Genomic DNA, 18,101 nt, shown 5'->3' with positions numbered 1-18,101 from the left:
CCCGCCGTCTCCATGACCCGTATCCTCGGCATCGACCCGGGTTCGCAGCGCACGGGCGTCGGCATCATCGATGTCGATGGCGCCGGACGCACGACGCATGTGTTTTCCGCGCCGCTGAACCTGCTGGCCGCGGATTCGTTCGCGCAGCGGCTGAAGCTGCTGCTGGTCGGGCTGGGCGAGATCATCGACGCGCACCGTCCCGATGAAGTCGCGATCGAACAGGTGTTCATGGCGCGCAATCCCGATTCTGCGCTGAAACTCGGCCATGCCCGCGGCGCCGCGATCTGCGCGGTGGTCATGCGCGACATCCCGGTCCACGAATACGCGGCCACCGAAGTGAAACTCGCCGTCGTCGGCAAGGGCAGCGCCGACAAGGTGCAGATCCAGCACATGGTCGGGATGATGTTGAACCTCAAAGGCAAGCTGCAGGCGGATGCCGCCGATGCGCTGGCAGTGGCGATCACGCATGCGCATGTCAGGGCGAGCGCCCATCGCATGGGCGTCAGCGTCCGCCAGGCCTGGAGCCGGAAATGAAGGCCGGGAATGGGGAATGCGGAGCAGGGGATGCACGGGGCCGGCTTTGCCGGGGTCCGCGTGATACCCGGTTCTGCATTCCCGATTTCCGTTTCCCGAGGCAGCAGCCATGATCGGTCGATTGCGCGGTACCGTGATCCACAAGTCGCCGCCATGGCTGGTGGTCGACGTGCATGGCGTGGGCTATGAGCTGGAGGCCCCGATGAGCACGTTCTACGACCTGCCCGAGGTCGGCCGCGAGGTCGTGCTGTTCACCCACTACGCGCAGAAGGAAGACAGCGTCTCGCTGTACGGCTTCCTGACCGATGCCGAGCGCAGGTTGTTCCGCGACGTCCAGAAGGTCACCGGCATCGGCGCGAAGATCGCGCTGGCGGTGTTGTCCGGGGTCTCGGTGAACCAGTTCGCCCTGACCGTCCAGGCCGGCGACGTCACCGCGCTGACCCGGATCCCCGGCATTGGCAAGAAGACCGCCGAGCGGATGGTGGTGGAACTGCGCGACCGCGCCGCCGACCTGGTGACCGCGGGCGGCGCCGCATCCAGCGTGCGGGGCCCGGCCGAGCCGCTGTCGGAGGCGGTCATCGCGCTCCAGCAACTGGGCTACAAGCCGGCCGAGGCCCAGCGGATGGCCAGCCAGGCCGCCAGTGAAGGCGACACTGCAGAAATCATCATCCGAAAAGCGCTACAGTCCGCGCTTCGCTGACAGCCCCACCTGTCCCCAGGTCCATTCAGATGTCACAAGTTGCGAGTCAAACCTCCCCGGGCAAGCCTGCCCAGGCGGGCAGTCATGCGTCCGGCGGTCACGCCAAGGGGCATGGCTCCGGCGGGCATGGCCAGATCGGCCTGACCGGCCTGATCGTCGGTGCGATCGGCGTGGTGTTCGGCGACATCGGCACCAGCCCGCTGTACACGATTCGCGAGGCCTTCTCGCCGCACTACGGACTGATCGCCAACCACGACACCGTGCTCGGCCTGCTGTCGCTGGTGTTCTGGTCGCTGATGATCGTGGTCACGCTGAAGTACGTGACCATCATCATGCGTGCCGACAACGACGGCGAGGGCGGCATCATGGCGCTGATGGCGCTGGCCCAGCGCACCTTGTCGCCGAGTTCGCGCAGCGCCTACCTGCTCGGCATCCTGGGCGTGTTCGGTGCCTCGCTGTTTTTCGGCGATGGCGTGCTGACGCCGGCGGTGACCGTGTTGTCGGCGGTCGAAGGCCTGGAGGTGGTCGCGCCGGGCATGCACAACTGGATCGTGCCGATCGCGGTACTGGTGCTGATCGTGCTGTTCGCGACGCAGCGCTTCGGCACCGCGAAGGTCGGCAAGGTGTTCGGGCCGATCATGGTGCTGTGGTTCCTGGTGCTGGCAGTGCTTGGCGTCATGAACATCCTGCATGAGCCCGAAGTACTGCATGCGATCAATCCCTGGTGGGCCGCACGTTTCTTCATGGAGCACAGCTGGCACGGCGTGTTCATTCTTGGCGCAGTGGTGCTGGCCGTCACCGGTGGCGAAGCGATCTACACCGACATGGGCCATTTCGGCGCCCGGCCGATCCGCTTCGCCTGGTATTTCTTCGTCCTGCCGGCATTGATGCTCAACTACCTGGGGCAGGGCGCGCTGGTGCTGGAGAATCCGGCCGCGATCCGCAACCCGTTCTACTTCGGCGTGCCGGACTGGGCGCGCTGGCCGATGATCGGCCTGGCGACGATGGCGGCGGTGATCGCGTCGCAGGCGGTGATCACCGGTGGTTATTCGGTCGCGCGCCAGGCGATGCAGCTGGGCTACATCCCGCGCATGCGCATCAAGCACACGTCCAGCGACACCATCGGCCAGATCTACATCCCCGGTATCAACTGGACGATGATGGTCATCGTCATCGGCCTGGTGCTGTCGTTCCGCAGCTCGTCGGCGTTGGCGACCGCGTATGGCATCTCGGTGTCGGGCACGATGCTGATCGACACCCTGCTGCTGGCGGTCGTCGCGCGCGCACTCTGGCCGGGCTGGCGGCGCTGGGTGTTGCCGCTGTGCGGCGCCTTCCTGGTCATCGATCTCGCTTTCCTGGTCGCCAACGGCGCCAAGATCCTGCAGGGCGGCTGGTTCCCGGTGGTGCTGGGCTCGCTGCTGTTCACGCTGTTGCGGACCTGGCGTCGCGGGCGCCAGCTGCTGCATGACGAAGTCCAGAAGGAGGGCATCCGCCTCGATGCCTTCATTCCCGGCCTGATGCTGGCCCCGCCGGTGCGCGTACCAGGCACGGCGGTGTTCCTGACCAGCGACAAGGGCGTGGTCCCGCATGCGTTGATGCACAACCTCAAGCACAACAAGGTGCTGCACGAGCGCAACGTGTTCCTGACCGCGGAAACGCTGGCGGTGCCGTATGCGCCGAAGGAAGGGCGGCTGAAGATGGAATCGATCGGCGACGAGTTCTATCGCGTCGTCGTGCGTTTCGGCTTCATGGAAATGCCGGACGTGCCGCTGGCGCTGATGCGTTCCTGCGACCAGGGCGGCATCCATTTCGATCCGATGGACACCACCTATTTCGTCAGTCGCGAAACCATCGTCGCCAGCGCCCGTCGCGGCATGCCGATCTGGCGCGACAAGCTGTTCGCGCTGATGCATCGCAATGCGGCGCCCGCCAACCAGTTCTTCCGGATCCCGGGCAACCGCCTGGTCGAACTCGGCGCGCAGGTGGAGATCTAGCCGTCTGGTCACCGGTTTGCTGCGCCCGCGCTCCCGTGCGGGCATGAGGCTCGAAAGAACCGCTGTTTGAAAGCGCCGCGGCTTGAAAAAACCTGCACTTGAAAGCGCCGCGGCTTGAAGCGGTTCCCGCCGGCGCCTTGCGCTGGCCCGGCGAGCGCTCGGCTTTCAGGGGCCGAGGGTGGCGATCCGGGCCCATGAGCCCTCGCGCTGCCCCGATGCCGATCAGCACGCCCCGTCGTAGCACGCCACGCGTAGCGCGCTCATAGCGCGCCCATCTGTGGACGCATGCCTGTCGTCGGCCCCGCGCCTCGCGCGACCCGCCTGTGCGCCGGCATCCGTGCCGCCAACCGCCCTAATGCGTATTCATTTTGGCGCGCCGGGGCAAATTGTGACCCAGATCAACATCTTGTCGCGCATCCGTCCCGAACAGCCTCCGGGGCGGTGACCGGCTGGACGATTCCTTTTTCCATATGGCTGGATTTAGCTCAACTAATTGAAATGAAAGGATTTAATGGCAAATTTGCGCCTGTTTTGTGATGGGCATCATTGTTTGGCATCGATTGTGCTGTCGGTCTTGTCAGGGGAATGCATGTGCCGTGGCGCGGAGGGTCTTCGTCCGCGCGGCATGTCGCCGAGCCCCCTTCCAGCATCAAGCCCGTCCACATATATGAAGCGCCAGGAGCCATATGAACAGGATCTACAGCAACGTCTGGAACCACACCCTTGGCCGGCTCGTCGTGGCCTCCGAACTAGCACGTCATCGTGCGGGTAGCCGGCGGGTTGTATCGCGCGTGGGACTCCAGACGAAGGCATTGGCCGCGCTGGTGCTTGCCGCCTGCACGGGCGGCGCCATGGCGGTCGACGCGGTGTGCGTGGACCCTGCCAATCCTGGGACGCCGGTCGGTCAGGCCTCCGGCGTCGGCGACAACGTTGCCTGCGGGCAAGGCGCCGTGGCCAGCGGTGGCGAGGCCATCGCCATCGGCGCACGCGCACTGGGGTCCGGCACCAGCGCGGTCGCCGTCGGTCCCGACGCACAGGCCACGACAAGTTCCGCCGTGGCGGTGGGTGACGATGCCCGGGCGACAGGACTGACCGCGACGGCCATCGGTTTCGGGACGCGGGCGGCGGGTGAGTACAGCGTCGCCCTCGGTTCGGGCGCGCAGGCGCTGGGGAACCTCAGCTATGCGTTGGGCAACGACGCGCAGGCGCGGGAAGGCGACGTCGCCGTCGGTGCGGGTGCGTTGACCGGCTCCACCGGGTCGACCCAGACCACGGCGATCGGTTTCAACTCCGGCTTCGAGTCGCTCAACGCCGCGGAGTCGACCTTCATCGGCGCGACGGCGGGCAACCACAGCAACGGCCAGCAGAACAGCTACATAGGCTTCGGCACCGGCTCTGCGGCCAATGGCAATCGCAATGTGTATTCCGGTTTCTATACCGGCGTGCAGGCGGTGGGGAACTTCAATATAGCCAGTGGCGACTATGCGCTCGCGGGCGCCAGCGGCAACCACAACGTAGTCCAGGGCACCGCTGCCGGCGCCCTGGTGTCGGGCGAAGGCAACGTCGCCATCGGTTATCTCGCCGGTACCATGGTCGAGGTCGATGCCAATGGCGATCCCGATCCAACGACCCTTGCCCCGGTGCTCTACAACAATGCCGTCAACATCGGCAGCAGGACGCGGGCACTGGCTGACGGTGCGATTGCGATCGGTTCAGGGGCGGAATCGAGTCACGCCGGTTCGGTTGCGCTGGGTTCGGGCAGCCTTGCCAATGGCAGTACGCTGGGCAACCAGGCTTACGCGCCGTTGGACGAAAATGGGGCTCCAGTGGTGGTTGCGGGTCTGAATCCAGTGGGTGAAGTCTCGGTGGGCTCAACGGGCAACGAGCGTAGGGTCACTAACGTGGCCGCAGGTGCGAACGCCACCGATGCGGTCAACGTCTCGCAGCTACGTGCCGTCGAAGGGGTGGCAAGCGCCGGCTGGAACGTGACCGATGTCGACGGCAATGAAGTCAACATTGGTCCCAACGGCAAGGTGACGTTCGAGAGCGGGAACGACAATATTGCGGTGAGTCAGACGGGTGCGGATGACGACGGTGTGGTGGACATCACGCTCAGCAATGATCTTGACCTGACAGCAGCGGGCAGCCTGACGATCGGTGACACGCTGGTGAACGGTACGGGAGTGGTTATCGGCGCGGACGTGACCTTGGGCAACACCGGCCTGGTGATCAATGGTGGCCCCAGCGTGACCGTGGCGGGTATTGATGCCGGCAATGCCGTCATCACCAACGTGGCAGCCGGTGTGGATGACACGGATGCGGTGAACGTGAGCCAGCTGAGCGATGCCATCGACGCAAACCGCAGCCGCTACTACAGCGTGAACAGCTCTGGTGGAGGCAACCAGGACAACGACGGTGCGACCGGTGCGAATGCGATTGCAGCGGGTCGGGATACCTTGGCCCAGGGGGACGAAGCGGTCGCACTTGGCTTCGCCGCAAGTGCTAGCGGCGAGGGTAGTGTCGCGGTCGGATCCTCGGCCCAGGCTTCGTTGCTCAACACCATTGCGATCGGCTCCGGCGCAACGGCTATGCATGCCAACAGCATCGCGTTCGGCGCCGGCTCGGTGACCACCGTCGGGGCGCAGGCCAGCTACCAGGGCGCGTATGTCGGCACCAGCAGTTCGACGGGCGAGATGAACATCGGTGGTCGCCAGGTGACCGGCGTTGCCGCCGGTTCGGCGGATACGGATGCGGTGAATGTCAGCCAGTTGCAGGGTGGCGTGACCCAGGCGGTCACCACCGCCAATGCCTATACCGATACCCAGATCGGCAATGTCAACGTTGCGATCGGCAATCTCGACAACCGGGTGACCGCCATCGAGGGCGATCTGGTCGACATTCGTGGCGACATCACCGACATCCGCGGAGACATCGTCGACATCCAGGGCGACGTCAACGACCTGGGTGATCGCGTGACCACGGTCGAAGGCGATGTCGCCGGCCTGACCACGACGGTCGACGCGTTCGACAACCGCATCGTCACGGTCGAAGGCGATGTCAGTAATGTCCAGAATGGCGCGGACGGCATGTTCCAGATCAGCCAGGAAGGCCCGGTCGTCAAGCCGGTGCCGACCGGAACCAATGCGGCGGCGGGTGGCAACGGCGCGGTGGCCAGTGGCAATCATGCGCTTGCGGTGGGCAACCAGAGCACGGCCGGCGGCGCCAACAGCACGGCGCTGGGAACCGGCGCCTCGGCGTCCGCAACCGGCAGCACCGCAGTGGGGCAAGGGGCCAGTGCGACCCATGGCAACAGCGTGGCCCTTGGCGCGGGTTCGGCCACGACCGTCGGCGCCCAGGCCAACTACAACGCGGCCTACGTGGGCGACAGTACGTCCACGGGTGAAGTGAACGTGGGAGGCCGCACCATCAGCGGCGTTGCTCCGGGCATCGCGGGCACCGATGCGGTCAACGTCAACCAGCTCAGTGCCGGCGTCAACCGCGCGGTCGGCATGGCAAACCAGTACACCGACCAGCGGCTCGGCGAGCTGCAGAACGACATGTGGACGATGAATCGCGGCTACCGCGGGGCGACGGCCTCGGCGATGGCGATGGCGGGCCTGCCGCAGGCCTACCTACCGGGCAAGAACATGCTGGCGGTGGGGATCGGCGGCTACCAGAGCGAGTACGGCATGGCGGTCGGGCTGTCGGGGATCACCGACAACGGGCGCTATGTCTACAAGGCCTCGGCCAGCGGCAATACCTCGCGCGACTGGGGCTTCTCGGTCGGTGCCGGCATCCAGTGGTGAGTGCGCGGGAGGCGGTGATCCATCGCCTCCCGTCCTGGAACGATGGAATTTTCGCGGTGGCAGCGCGACGCCTGCCGCCCGGTCAGTTGAATAACGGGGAAACACAATGAAGATCTTGGTACGGAGCAAGCGCGGACGGATCGCGGGCATGTGTGTTGCGGGTATGTTGGTCGCCCTGCTGGGTGCGTGCGGGACCCGCCACGTCAGTCGGGATATCTCGCCGAACGGGCAGGCGGGCGAGGTGGTGTTCCCTGACGTGTCCGGCATTGTCCTGAAGGAAGGAACGTTCCCGAACATCGACAACCTGCGCGCGATCGGTCCGGGCGTGACGAAGGATCAGCTGTACGACCTGCTGGGGCGTCCCCACTTCCGCGAGGGCCTGGTCGGCGTGCGCGAGTGGGACTATCTCTTCCACTTCCGCACCGCTGACGGTGTCGTCACCTGCCAGTACAAGGTGATCTTCGACAAGGACTATCGCGGGCAGGGCTTCCATTGGGCCCCCGAGTCCTGTGCGGAGCGCATCAGACAGCAGGGCGTTGCCGCGCAGGCGTCCGTCGAATCCCGGGTCGACCTGTCGGCCGATGCCCTGTTCGCCTTCGCACGCTCTGGACTCGAGGACATCCTGCCCGGCGGTCGCGAGCAACTGACGGCGCTGGCCGCGCAGCTGTCTTCGCTGCGGGATCCCGAGATCCGCGTGGTGGGGCATACCGACCGCATCGGCAGCGATGTCGATAACCTCGTGTTGTCGCAGCGTCGCGCGGAGACCGTCCGTCGCTTCCTGGTCGACCATGGCGTGCAGGCCCGCGCGATCTCGGCCGAAGGTCGTGGCGAGGTGCAGCCGGTGACCACCGATTGCGATGCGCGCCTGCAGGGGACCGCGCTGGTCAACTGCCTCAAGCCGGATCGTCGCGTTGAATTGTTCGTGCGGGCGCGATCGGCCGATTGACCCGGTGTGCGCGGCGGCGATGGTTCTCATCGCCGCCGCCGGCTCCCTTGTGCAAGTCCGCCTGTGCCGAGCGTCGAGGTGGCTCCCCGGCTCGACGCCGCTGTCGGAGCCGTGATGCGCCTGGCACAACGGGAAACTGTGTTGCTGCAGCCGGCTTGGTAATCGGGGGCAGGCACTCCATGTTGCTGGGATGAATGCTTCTTCCCGTGCTGCCATCTCGTACTCCCTCCTCGACCTCGCGCCTGTCTGTGAAGGCAGTTCGCCCGGCGAGGCCTTCGCCAATGCCCTCGACCTGGCGCGTCATGCCGAGGCGCTCGGCTATCATCGCTACTGGCTGGCCGAGCACCACAACATGCCCGGCATCGCCAGCGCCGCGACCTCGGTGTTGATCGGACATATCGCGGGAGGCACCCGGACGATACGCGTCGGTGCCGGCGGGATCATGCTGCCCAACCATTCGCCGCTGCAGGTCGCCGAGCAGTTCGGCACGCTGGCCGCGCTGTATCCGGGAAGGATCGATCTTGGCCTGGGGCGCGCGCCTGGCACCGACCAGCCGACGATGCGCGCGCTGCGACGTTACCTCGATGGTGCCGATACCTTCCCCCAGGATGTCGGCGAGCTGCTGCGCTACTTCGAGCCGGCGCAGCCGGGCCAACTGGTGCAGGCCGTCCCCGGCGCCGGACTCGACGTGCCGGTGTGGTTGCTGGGCTCCAGCCTGTTCAGTGCGCAGCTGTCGGCGGCGCTCGGCCTGCCGTTCGCGTTCGCCTCGCATTTCGCGCCCGGGTCCATGGACCAGGCGCTGGCGCTGTATCACCGTGATTTCAGGCCGTCCAAGCATCTGCAGCAGCCGTACGCGATGTTGGCCCTGAATGTCGTGGCCGCCGATACCGCCGCGCAGGCCCGCCGCCTGTTCACCACCCAGCAGCAGAGCTTCGTGCGCCTGCGTCGCGGCGCGCCCGGGTTGATCCCCGCGCCGATCGACGACATCGAAGCATTCTGGTCGCCGGCGGAGAAGGCGATGGTCGAACAGGCACTGGCCTGCGCCGTGGTCGGCGATCCGCAGGACGTGCGCGAGGGCATCGCCGCCTTCGTCGCGCGCCATCGCCCCGATGAAATCATGCTGACCGCCAACATCTTCGACCATGCCGCCCGCAAGCACTCGTTCGCGCTGGCGGCCGCGGCCTGCAGCGCCGGCTGAGTCGGCGCCCGCGGTCAGCCCGGGCTGATGGATCGCGGCCGCCGCGGCCGGCATCCGGTGAACCGGAGCCGCCTGTTCCGGTGCGTCGCAACGGTCGCCATGCGAAGATGGCGCGATGACCGACGACCGTATCATTGCTGCCAGCGCGACCCGTGAAGACGATGCCCTCGAAGCCTCGATCCGCCCCAAGCGGCTCGACGACTACCTGGGCCAGCAGCCGGTCCGCGAGCAGTTGGGCATCTACATCGAGGCCGCCAAGCGCCGCAGCGAAGCGCTCGACCATGTCCTGATCTTCGGTCCGCCCGGCCTGGGCAAGACCACGCTGAGCCATGTCATCGCCAACGAGCTCGGGGTCAACCTGCGGGTGACCTCGGGGCCGGTGATCGAGAAGGCCGGCGACCTCGCCGCGCTGCTGACCAACCTGCAGCCGCACGACGTGTTGTTCATCGACGAGATCCATCGCCTGTCCCCGGTCGTCGAGGAAGTGCTGTACCCGGCGATGGAGGATTTCCAGATCGACATCATGATCGGCGACGGCCCGGCCGCGCGTTCGATCAAGCTCGACCTGCCGCCGTTCACCCTGATCGGGGCCACGACCCGCGCCGGCCTGCTGACCGCGCCGCTGCGCGACCGCTTCGGCATCGTCCAGCGGCTGGAGTTCTACAGTGCCGACGAGCTGACCCGCATCGTGCGCCGTTCGGCCCAGATCATGGGCATCGACTGCGTGGCCGAAGGCGCGGGCGAGATCGCGCGTCGTTCGCGCGGGACCCCGCGCATCGCCAACCGCCTGCTGCGCCGGGTGCGCGACTACGCCCAGGTCAAGGCCGACGGCCGCATCGACCATGCCGTCGCGCATGCCGCGATGCAGATGCTCAAGGTCGATCCGGAGGGCTTCGACGATCTCGATCGGCGACTGCTGCTGCTGATCATCGAGAACTTCGATGGCGGTCCCGTAGGCGTCGAGTCGCTGGCGGCGGCGCTCAGTGAAGAGCGCGGCACGCTGGAGGATGTCATCGAACCCTATCTGATCCAGCAGGGCTTCCTGGTCCGCACCGCGCGTGGCCGCATGGCCAGCCACAAGGCCTATCGCCACCTCGGCCTGACCCCGAGGGAGCGCGAGCCCGGCCAGGGATTCGCAGAGCCCGGGACCCTGTTCTGAGATGCGTCATCAAGCCGTTCGCGAGCAGGAGCTCTGTGTCTGATGTCCGATTCCCGTGTGTCCATCGACGATCCATCGCCGTTGTTCAGCTTTCCGACAAGGGTGTACTGGGAAGATACCGATGCTGGTGGGGTGGTCTACCACGCGCAGTATCTGGCGTTTCTCGAGCGGGCCCGCACCGAATGGCTGCGAGCGCGCGGATATGGCCAGGAACAGTTGCGGGGCAGCCACGACCTGGTGTTCGCGGTACGGGCGATGCGGATCGACTTCCGCAAACCGGCACGGCTGGATGATGCGCTGCAGGTCACCGTCGCGCTGCGCCAGTGCCGCCGCGCCAGCCTGGTGCTCGACCAGGCCATCCATCGCGATGGCGTGCTTCTGCTGGATGCGGAAGTCAGGTTGGCGGCGCTGGATGCCGCAGGTTTCAAGCCACGTCCTATTCCCCATGAGCTTCACCAAGACATGACCCAACTCGTCACTGACCCCGGAGCCGACGAATGATGCCGATCGCGATGTTGCTGCAGGCCGCCCAAGTGGAACCCCTGCCGGAAGAGGCCGCGGCCACGGCGACCGCACTGGCCAACGAGGCATCGGTGGCGGCAAGCGCGGCAGCACATGGCGGCATCAACTACTTCGACCTGCTGCTCAAGGCCAGCCTGCCGGTGCAGTTGATCGTGCTGCTGTTGCTGGCCGGTTCGGTGATCAGCTGGGTGATCATTTTCCGCAAGGCGCGCGCCTTCAGCGCCGCCAACCGCGAGGCCGACGAGTTCGAAGACCGGTTCTGGTCGGGCGCTGAGCTCAGCAAGCTGTATTCCTCCGCGACCGATCGCAATCGCGTCGTCACCGGGCTGGAGGCGATCTTCGAAGCAGGTTTCCGCGAGTTCTCGCGCCTGCAGGGCCGCCGCGATCCCGACGGCCGTGCCCAGCTCGAAGGTGCGCAGCGCGCCATGCGTGTCGCAGGTACCCGTGAGGTCGACCGGCTCGAGCGCAACCTGGAGCTGCTGGCCAACATCGGCTCGACCGCGCCCTACGTCGGCCTGGTCGGCACCGTGTTCGGCATCATGGTGACCATGCACGACATGCTCAACAGTGGCGAGCAGGCGGGTATCGCCGCGGTCGCGCCCGGCATCTCGGAAGCCCTGTTCGCGACCGCCATCGGCCTGTTCGTGGCGATCCCGGCGGTCTGGGCCTACAACCGCTTCACCACGCGCGTCGAGCGACTGGCTGTGCGCTATGACAGTTTCGCCGAGGAATTCAGCTCCATCCTGCAGCGCCAGCAGTCGGCCGGCTGAGCGGAGGTACCGATGGCTGCCCCCGTGATCCACCGCAAGCGGCGCAAACTCAAGTCAGAGATCAACGTCGTTCCCTATATCGACGTCATGCTGGTGCTGCTGATCATCTTCATGGTGACCGCGCCGCTGCTGACCCTCAGCGTGGACGTCAAGTTGCCGTCCTCGAACGCACGCGCCACCAGCGACAGCAGCGAGCCGATTGTCGTGGTGGCCTATCCCGATGGCCGGCTCGGCCTGACGCTGCCCGGCAGCGGCCAGCCCGAAGTTCTCAACGAGGCCGCGCTGGAAGCCCGCATCACCGCGATCCGTGGCCAGCAGGGCAATGACCTGCGGATCCTCGTCGCGGCCGACGGCCAGGCGTCCTACCAGCTGGTGCTCGACGCGATGGGCGTGCTGCGGCGCGCCGGCGTCGTCAACGTCGGCCTGATGACCAATGCAGGTGGCAATGCACGCTGACGCTGCTCGCCATCCGGTGCACGAAGAGGAAGGACTGGGTCGCGCCATCGTCCTGGCCATCGGCGTGCATCTGCTGCTGGCGTTCGTGCTGTGGCTGGGCACCGTGATCACCTGGGATCGCAAGCCGCTCAGCGTGGCCGGTGCGCCCTCGATGGAGGCCACGCTGGATGCGTCGAGCGCCGACCGTCAGGCGGTTGCGCGCGCGCTCGATTTCAAGCCAGAACCCTTGCCCGAACCTCCGGTCCCCCAGCCGTTGCCCGAGCCGGCCGAGGAGGTGGTTCCGCCGCCACCGCAGCCGCTGCCCGAGCCCCGGCCGGAGCCCATCGTGGAGACGCCCAAGCCGCTGCCGCAGGAGCGCGTGCCCGATCCGGAACCGATCAATCAGGAAGAAGTGCGGCGCGACGCCGAGCGCGAGCGCGCACGCATCGATCGCGAACAGGAAGCCAAGCGCCGCCAGGAGCAGATCGACCTGACCGAACGCCAGCGCCAGGAGGAAGCCGAGCAGAAGCGTCGCCAACTGGCGCAGCAGCAGCTCGAGAAGATCCGCGCCGATCGCGCCAAGGCCGAACGCGAGGAGCGTCTGGCGCAGGAGCGCCTGAAGCAGATCGCCGATCGCAGCACGCCACCGGCCGCGCAGGCCGGGCCGACATCGTCCGCGCCGCCCCCCCCGGGCAATGCCGGCGTCGATGCCGGGCTGGCCGCACGCTACGCGGCCGCGCTGCAGGAAGCGATCCTGCGCAACTGGACCCGTCCGGACAATATTCCGCCGGGACAGCGCTGTCGGATCAACATCCGCCAGACCGTCGGCGGGCAGGTGGTATCGGCCCAGGTCGACCCGTCGTGCCCCTACGACGAGTTGGGCCGACGCTCGGTCGAGGCCGCCGTGCTCAAGGCCGAACCGCTGCCCTATGCCGGGTTCGAGTCCGTGTTCCAGCGCAACCTGATCCTCAATTTCCAGGCCCAGGATCGCTGATCGGCGGCGATCACCCGCTGATCACGCGCAATCGGTCCTGATCTGCGCCATCCGCCCGCGAGTCCGAAGGCGTTCATCTTCCGGCCCGTGTTCACCGCCAAGCTGTTGCCCATTCGATGCCGCTGGAATCCATCATGAAATCACCTGTCCGCTGGTTGCTGGTCCTGCTCGTCCTGCTGCTCCCCCATATAGCGTCCGCGCAGCAGCAAGGGCTCGAGATCGACATCATCGGCGGCAACCCCTCCGCGCTGCCGATCGCGATCGTGCCGATGCCCTACCAGGGCACGGGCGCTGCGCCGACGACCGACGTCTCGGCGGTGATCCGCGCCGACCTCGAGCGTTCCGGCCAGTTCCGCTCGCTGCCCGAGCGCGACATCACCGAGCGCCCGACCCGCGGCGCCGAGGTCCAGTACCCGACGTGGCGCGCGCTGCGCCAGGACTTCCTGGTCGTCGGCCGCGTGGCCGATGCCGGTGACGGCAGCTATCGCGTCGAGTACGAACTGTTCGACGTCGCCAAGCAGCAGCGCCTGCTCGGCCAGGCGATGACCGCGCGCTCCAACGCCATGCGCGACGTCGCCCACCAGATGGCCGATGCCATCTACGAGAAGATCCTCGGCGTGCGCGGCGCGTTCTGGACCCGGGTCGCCTACGTCACCGCGACCGGCACCGGCAAGGGCAGCCGGTATGCGCTGATGGTCGCCGATGCCGACGGCTACAACCCGCAGACCGTGGTCCGCTCCAACGAGCCGCTGCTGTCGCCGGCCTGGAGCCCGGATGGTCGCAAGCTGGCCTACGTCAGCTTCGAGCGCGGCAACTCGGCGATCTACATCCAGGACATCGTGACCGGCGGCCGTGAGCTGGTGTCGAGCTTCCGCGGCATCAACAGCGGACCGGCGTTCTCCCCGGATGGCCGCAAGCTGGCGCTGACGCTGTCGCGCAGCGGCAATCCCGAGATCTACGTCATGGACCTGGGCAGCAAGGCGCTGACCCAGATCACCAACCAGTTCGGCATCGATACCTCGCCGGTCTGGAGTCCGGATGGCGCCAGCCTCTATTTCACCTCCGACCGGGGTGGCCGACCGCAGGTCTATCAGGCGTCGGCAAGTGGCGGTGGCGCGACCAGGGTCTCGTTTGAGGGGACCTACAACGCCGATCCGAGCATTTCTTTCGATGGCAAGAAGATTGCCGTGGCGCAGGGCGCGGGCAACGTGTACCGTATTGCAGTGCTGGATCGTAGCCTTGGCTCGCCACGTTGGTCCACGCTGTCACCCGGTTCGCTCGATGAATCACCGAGTTTTGCACCGAATGCCAGCATGGTCCTGTATGCGGCGCGTGAAGGGCGGCGGGGGGTGTTGTATGCCGTGTCGGCCGATGGTCGGGTACGCCAGCGACTCGTGCTTGCGGATGGAGATGTCCGTGAGCCGGCTTGGGGTCCGTATCGGGCGCAGCGGTGACGCGGCCCTGCACGTCCCGTCCATCAATCTGCTACACGCGCTATTTCTGACCATACGCTGAGGATCGACGAGATGAATACCACTACACGTGTCGCGCTGGCGATCATGCTTTGCGCTTCGATTGTTGCCTGCAAAAAGGATGTCAAGCCGACGCCGCCGACCGATACCGGCCCGTCGACCGGCACCGTGACCCAGCCGGGTCCGACCACACCGGGTGCCTATGGTCCGAGCGACCTGGATACCGATGCGTGCCTGCGCCAGCGCGTGGTGTACTTCGATCTCGACCAGGACGCGCTGCGTCCGGAATTCCAGGCTGCGATGGCCTGCCACGCCAAGTACCTGCGTGACCGTCCGACCTCGCGCATCACGCTGGAAGGCAATGCCGACGAGCGCGGCAGCCGCGAGTACAACCTGGGCCTGGGCGAGCGTCGCGGCAACGCGGTCTCCTCCGCGCTGCAGTCCAACGGTGGTTCGGCCGGCCAGCAGACCGTCGTCAGCTATGGCGAAGAGCGTCCGACCTGCACCGAGTCGAGCGAAGACTGCTGGGCGCGCAACCGTCGCGTCGAAATCGTCTACACCGCGAAGTAAGTGTTGATGGGACTGACCAGGTCACTGGCAACATGCGTCCTGGCGGCGGCGGTCCTCGTGACCGCCGCACCCGCCATGGCCCAGCGCGCCAGCCTGGCGGACCGGGTGGCGTCGCTTGAACAGCGCGCCGCCGACACCAGCGTCAATGTCGACCTGCTCAACCAGGTCACGCAGCTGCGGACCGAGCTGCAGACCCTGCGTTCGCAGATTGAGGAGCTCCAGCAGCAGAACGAGCAGCTGAAGTCGATCAACCGGACCCAGTACATCGATCTTGATGATCGTTTGAACAGGATCGAAGCTGCGGGCGCTGTGCCGCCTGCAGCCGTTGGTGTGGTACCGCCCCCGGCGGCGACAGGAAAAGGCAACGCGGGCGCGGCCCGCGGTACCGCCCCGGCGACACCCGCCAATCCGGCCGTGGGCGCCAATACCGCCGATGAGCGCAGTGCCTACGAGACAGCATTCGATGCGCTCAAGGCAGGTCGTTACTCCGAGTCGTCGCGGTTGTTCCAGGGGTTCCTGCAATCCTTCCCGGCGGGCAGCTACGCGGCCAATGCGCGTTACTGGCTCGGCGAAAGCTATTACGTGACCGAGAACTATGCGCTTGCGCAGGAACAGTTCCAGGCACTGGTGGATCAGTTTCCCACCCATGACAAGACGCCCGGCGCCTTGTTGAAGATCGGCCTGTCCCAGTATGGGCAGAAGAATTTCGACGCCGCGGAAACCACGCTGGCGGCCGTTGGCACCAAGTATCCCGGCACCGATGCCGCACGCACCGCGGAAGACCGGCTGCGCGCCATCCAGGTCTCGCGCCTGCGCTGACCGACGCCATGGACGCCGCCGTCATGCCTGATGCGGCCGCCGCGTCGCAGGCGGACCGTCTCAAGATCACCGAGATCTTCCTGTCCCTGCAGGGCGAGGCCCGCGATGCCGGATGGCCGACCGTCTTCGTGCGGCTGACCGGCTGCCCGCTGCGTTGCCAGTATTGCGATACCGCCTACGCCTTCCATGGTGGCCAATGGCACGACATCGCGGCGATCGTCGATGAAGTGGCCAGTCATGGTGTGCGACATGTCTGCGTGACCGGTGGCGAACCCCTGGCGCAGAAGCGTTGCATCGGCCTGCTGAAGCGGCTTTGTGATGCCGGGTATGTGGTGTCGCTGGAAACGTCCGGCGCGATCGACATTTCCGATGTCGATCCCAGGGTCTCGCGCGTGCTCGACATCAAGACGCCGGACTCGATGGAAGTCGCGCGCAATCGCTGGGAAAACCTGCCCCTGCTGACCGCGCACGACCAGATCAAATTCGTGATCTGCAGCCGGGCCGACTACGAATGGGCACGCGAGATCCTGCAGCGCCATGCGCTGGCCGAGCGCTGCGACGTGATGTTCTCGCCCAGCAAGTCCGAGATCTCATCGCGGGACCTGGCGGACTGGATCGTCGCCGACCGCCTGCCGGTCAAGTTCCAGCTCCAGTTGCACAAACTGCTCTGGAACGATGAGCCCGGACGCTGAGGTTCCATCCGCGCCGCCGTGCGCGCGTGTGTCGCGTTCCCGTTGCCCAGCGCGGCCCCCCCCTCTTTCCGTCGTTACGGATCTACCCCATGAAGAAAGCCGTCGTCCTCGTTTCCGGTGGCATGGACTCTGCCGTCGTCATTGCCATGGCCCGCGAGCAGGGCTTTGCGGTCCACGCCTTGAGCGTGCGCTATGGCCAGCGGCACACCGCCGAGCTGGAGGCCGCCGCCGAGGTCGCAGTGGCCTTAGGTGCCATCGAGCACAAGACCGTGCATGTGGATCTGCGGAGCATCGGCGGCTCGGCATTGACCGCCGATATCGAAGTGCCCGAAGCGGGCGGGGCAGGGATCCCGGTGACCTACGTGCCGGCGCGCAACACCATCATGCTGTCCATTGCCCTGGGCTGGGCCGAGGTGCTGGAGGCGGCGGACTTGTTCTGCGGCGTCAATGCGGTGGACTATTCGGGCTATCCCGACTGCCGTCCCGAGTTCATCCAGGCCTTCGAGCAACTGGCCAACATCGCCACCAAGGCCGGCGTCGAAGGTGCCGGCCTGCGCCTGCATGCCCCGTTGCTGCGGATGAGCAAGGCCGACATCGTCCGTGAGGGCCAGCGGCTGGGCGTGGACTTCGCGATGACCGTCTCGTGCTACCGGGCCGATGCGCAGGGCCGGGCCTGTGGTCGCTGCGATGCCTGCCAGCTGCGGGCAGAAGGCTTCGCCGCTGCGGGCCTGCCGGACGTGACACGTTACGTCGCCTGAGCGCATGCGCTAGAATGTCGGCCGCCCGGTGCAATGCCGGGCCTGATGTCATGTGGGTCGTTAGCTCAGTCGGTAGAGCATCGGACTTTTAATCCGCTGGTCGATGGTTCGAATCCATCACGACCCACCATCTTTTTCCATCCCGATGCGGGATGTCAGACAACAAGCCCACACGTATCGCCTTGACGATGTCCATGTCGCGGTGCGTGACCCCGCATGTGTTGATCTCGCGTGGCATGGGCATGCAAGGGATAGACATGCGTTGCATGCCGAAAACGTAAACGGAAATCCCGCGCGCACCATCAGGTGCACAGCAATGCATGCGCGGTGGATGTGCGATGTCGCATTGGAGCAGTGTTGCGTTGGCGTGGACTGCAACAGTGTGCTTGTGGCGTGCCGCGATTGCGGTGCGCGTTGTGGAAAGTCATTGCGATGATTGCTGAAAAGCGCTCATTGCAGGAAAAGCGCTGATTTACAGCATCTTGCGCGCTCTATTCGGAATGACGTGTCGTCTATCGCGTTGCGTCATCGATGATGCTTGTGTCTGGCTTGAACGCATGCAATGCGATCCATTGCGACGCGAGTGCCAAGTCTTCTGTTCAATCGTCTGCGGGAATTCGCGATCCCATTGCGCAGATGTTTCATGTGATGCGGCCACGTGCGGTGTTTTCAGGCGCGTGACTCAGCGCTGACACCGCGTGGTTGCGCGCTTGCTGGAAATTTTTCACATTG

The 18,101-nt window shown here is 66.1% G+C and carries 16 protein-coding genes and 1 tRNA gene; all 17 read left to right on the top strand.

The window, feature by feature from the left end:
- Positions 1 to 12: 12 nt before the first annotated feature.
- The 17 genes from ruvC to ACYX7E_RS17970 all read left to right on the top strand — a co-directional run bounded on the left by ruvC (position 13) and on the right by ACYX7E_RS17970 (position 17,499).
- Positions 13 to 534 (top strand): crossover junction endodeoxyribonuclease RuvC, encoded by a 522-nt coding sequence (gene ruvC / locus ACYX7E_RS18050; protein ID WP_462081996.1) that lies wholly within the window; start codon positions 13 to 15, stop codon positions 532 to 534.
- 109 nt (positions 535 to 643) lie between these two features.
- Entirely contained in the window at positions 644 to 1,234 is a 591-nt protein-coding gene (gene ruvA / locus ACYX7E_RS18045; RefSeq protein ID WP_462081995.1) for a Holliday junction branch migration protein RuvA, read from the top strand.
- Between the two features lie 29 nt (positions 1,235 to 1,263).
- On the top strand, positions 1,264 to 3,228 hold the full coding sequence (locus tag ACYX7E_RS18040; RefSeq protein ID WP_462081994.1) for a potassium transporter Kup: 1,965 nt from the start codon (positions 1,264 to 1,266) through the stop codon (positions 3,226 to 3,228).
- Between the two features lie 686 nt (positions 3,229 to 3,914).
- Entirely contained in the window at positions 3,915 to 7,034 is a 3,120-nt protein-coding gene (locus ACYX7E_RS18035; protein ID WP_462081993.1) for a YadA-like family protein, read from the top strand.
- A gap of 256 nt (positions 7,035 to 7,290) precedes the next feature.
- On the top strand, positions 7,291 to 7,980 hold the full coding sequence (locus ACYX7E_RS18030) for an OmpA family protein (RefSeq protein WP_462081992.1): 690 nt from the start codon (positions 7,291 to 7,293) through the stop codon (positions 7,978 to 7,980).
- A gap of 190 nt (positions 7,981 to 8,170) precedes the next feature.
- Positions 8,171 to 9,178 (top strand): LLM class flavin-dependent oxidoreductase, encoded by a 1,008-nt coding sequence (locus ACYX7E_RS18025; protein ID WP_462081991.1) that lies wholly within the window; start codon positions 8,171 to 8,173, stop codon positions 9,176 to 9,178.
- 115 nt (positions 9,179 to 9,293) lie between these two features.
- A complete protein-coding gene (gene ruvB, locus ACYX7E_RS18020) occupies positions 9,294 to 10,337 on the top strand; it encodes a Holliday junction branch migration DNA helicase RuvB (RefSeq protein WP_462081990.1) in 1,044 nt (347 codons plus the stop codon).
- Between the two features lie 42 nt (positions 10,338 to 10,379).
- Positions 10,380 to 10,838: a tol-pal system-associated acyl-CoA thioesterase gene (gene ybgC / locus ACYX7E_RS18015; RefSeq protein WP_462081989.1), complete on the top strand. Its 459-nt coding sequence runs from the start codon at positions 10,380 to 10,382 to the stop codon at positions 10,836 to 10,838.
- Positions 10,838 to 11,629 (top strand): protein TolQ, encoded by a 792-nt coding sequence (tolQ, locus tag ACYX7E_RS18010; protein WP_462082025.1) that lies wholly within the window; start codon positions 10,838 to 10,840, stop codon positions 11,627 to 11,629. The genes ybgC and tolQ overlap by 1 nt, the downstream gene beginning before the upstream one ends.
- Before the next feature lie 12 nt (positions 11,630 to 11,641).
- Positions 11,642 to 12,085, top strand: a complete 444-nt coding sequence (locus ACYX7E_RS18005; RefSeq protein WP_462081988.1) for an ExbD/TolR family protein — start codon at positions 11,642 to 11,644, stop codon at positions 12,083 to 12,085.
- Positions 12,075 to 13,058 (top strand): cell envelope integrity TolA family protein, encoded by a 984-nt coding sequence (locus ACYX7E_RS18000; RefSeq protein WP_462081987.1) that lies wholly within the window; start codon positions 12,075 to 12,077, stop codon positions 13,056 to 13,058. The genes ACYX7E_RS18005 and ACYX7E_RS18000 overlap by 11 nt, the downstream gene beginning before the upstream one ends.
- Positions 13,059 to 13,192: 134 nt before the next feature.
- Complete coding sequence (tolB, locus tag ACYX7E_RS17995; RefSeq protein WP_462081986.1) at positions 13,193 to 14,512, top strand: Tol-Pal system beta propeller repeat protein TolB; 1,320 nt, start codon at positions 13,193 to 13,195, stop codon at positions 14,510 to 14,512.
- A gap of 72 nt (positions 14,513 to 14,584) precedes the next feature.
- On the top strand, positions 14,585 to 15,100 hold the full coding sequence (pal, locus tag ACYX7E_RS17990; RefSeq protein WP_462081985.1) for a peptidoglycan-associated lipoprotein Pal: 516 nt from the start codon (positions 14,585 to 14,587) through the stop codon (positions 15,098 to 15,100).
- 6 nt (positions 15,101 to 15,106) lie between these two features.
- The gene (gene ybgF / locus ACYX7E_RS17985) at positions 15,107 to 15,919 is read left to right on the top strand and encodes a tol-pal system protein YbgF (RefSeq protein ID WP_462082024.1); all 813 of its coding nucleotides are present in this window, start codon (positions 15,107 to 15,109) and stop codon (positions 15,917 to 15,919) included.
- An 8-nt stretch (positions 15,920 to 15,927) separates the two neighbouring features.
- Positions 15,928 to 16,611: a 7-carboxy-7-deazaguanine synthase QueE gene (queE, locus tag ACYX7E_RS17980; RefSeq protein ID WP_462081984.1), complete on the top strand. Its 684-nt coding sequence runs from the start codon at positions 15,928 to 15,930 to the stop codon at positions 16,609 to 16,611.
- An 89-nt stretch (positions 16,612 to 16,700) separates the two neighbouring features.
- Positions 16,701 to 17,369 carry a 7-cyano-7-deazaguanine synthase QueC gene (queC, locus tag ACYX7E_RS17975; RefSeq protein ID WP_462081983.1) on the top strand — a complete coding sequence of 223 codons (669 nt, stop codon included), beginning with the start codon at positions 16,701 to 16,703 and terminating at the stop codon, positions 17,367 to 17,369.
- A gap of 54 nt (positions 17,370 to 17,423) precedes the next feature.
- Positions 17,424 to 17,499: transfer RNA gene (locus ACYX7E_RS17970), tRNA-Lys, on the top strand.
- Positions 17,500 to 18,101 lie beyond the last annotated feature (602 nt).

The sequence above is a fragment of the Luteimonas sp. RIT-PG2_3 genome, from assembly GCF_054902115.1.
Note: the sequence above shows the minus strand (reverse complement) of the source record. Positions and strands in the feature narration are given on the sequence as shown.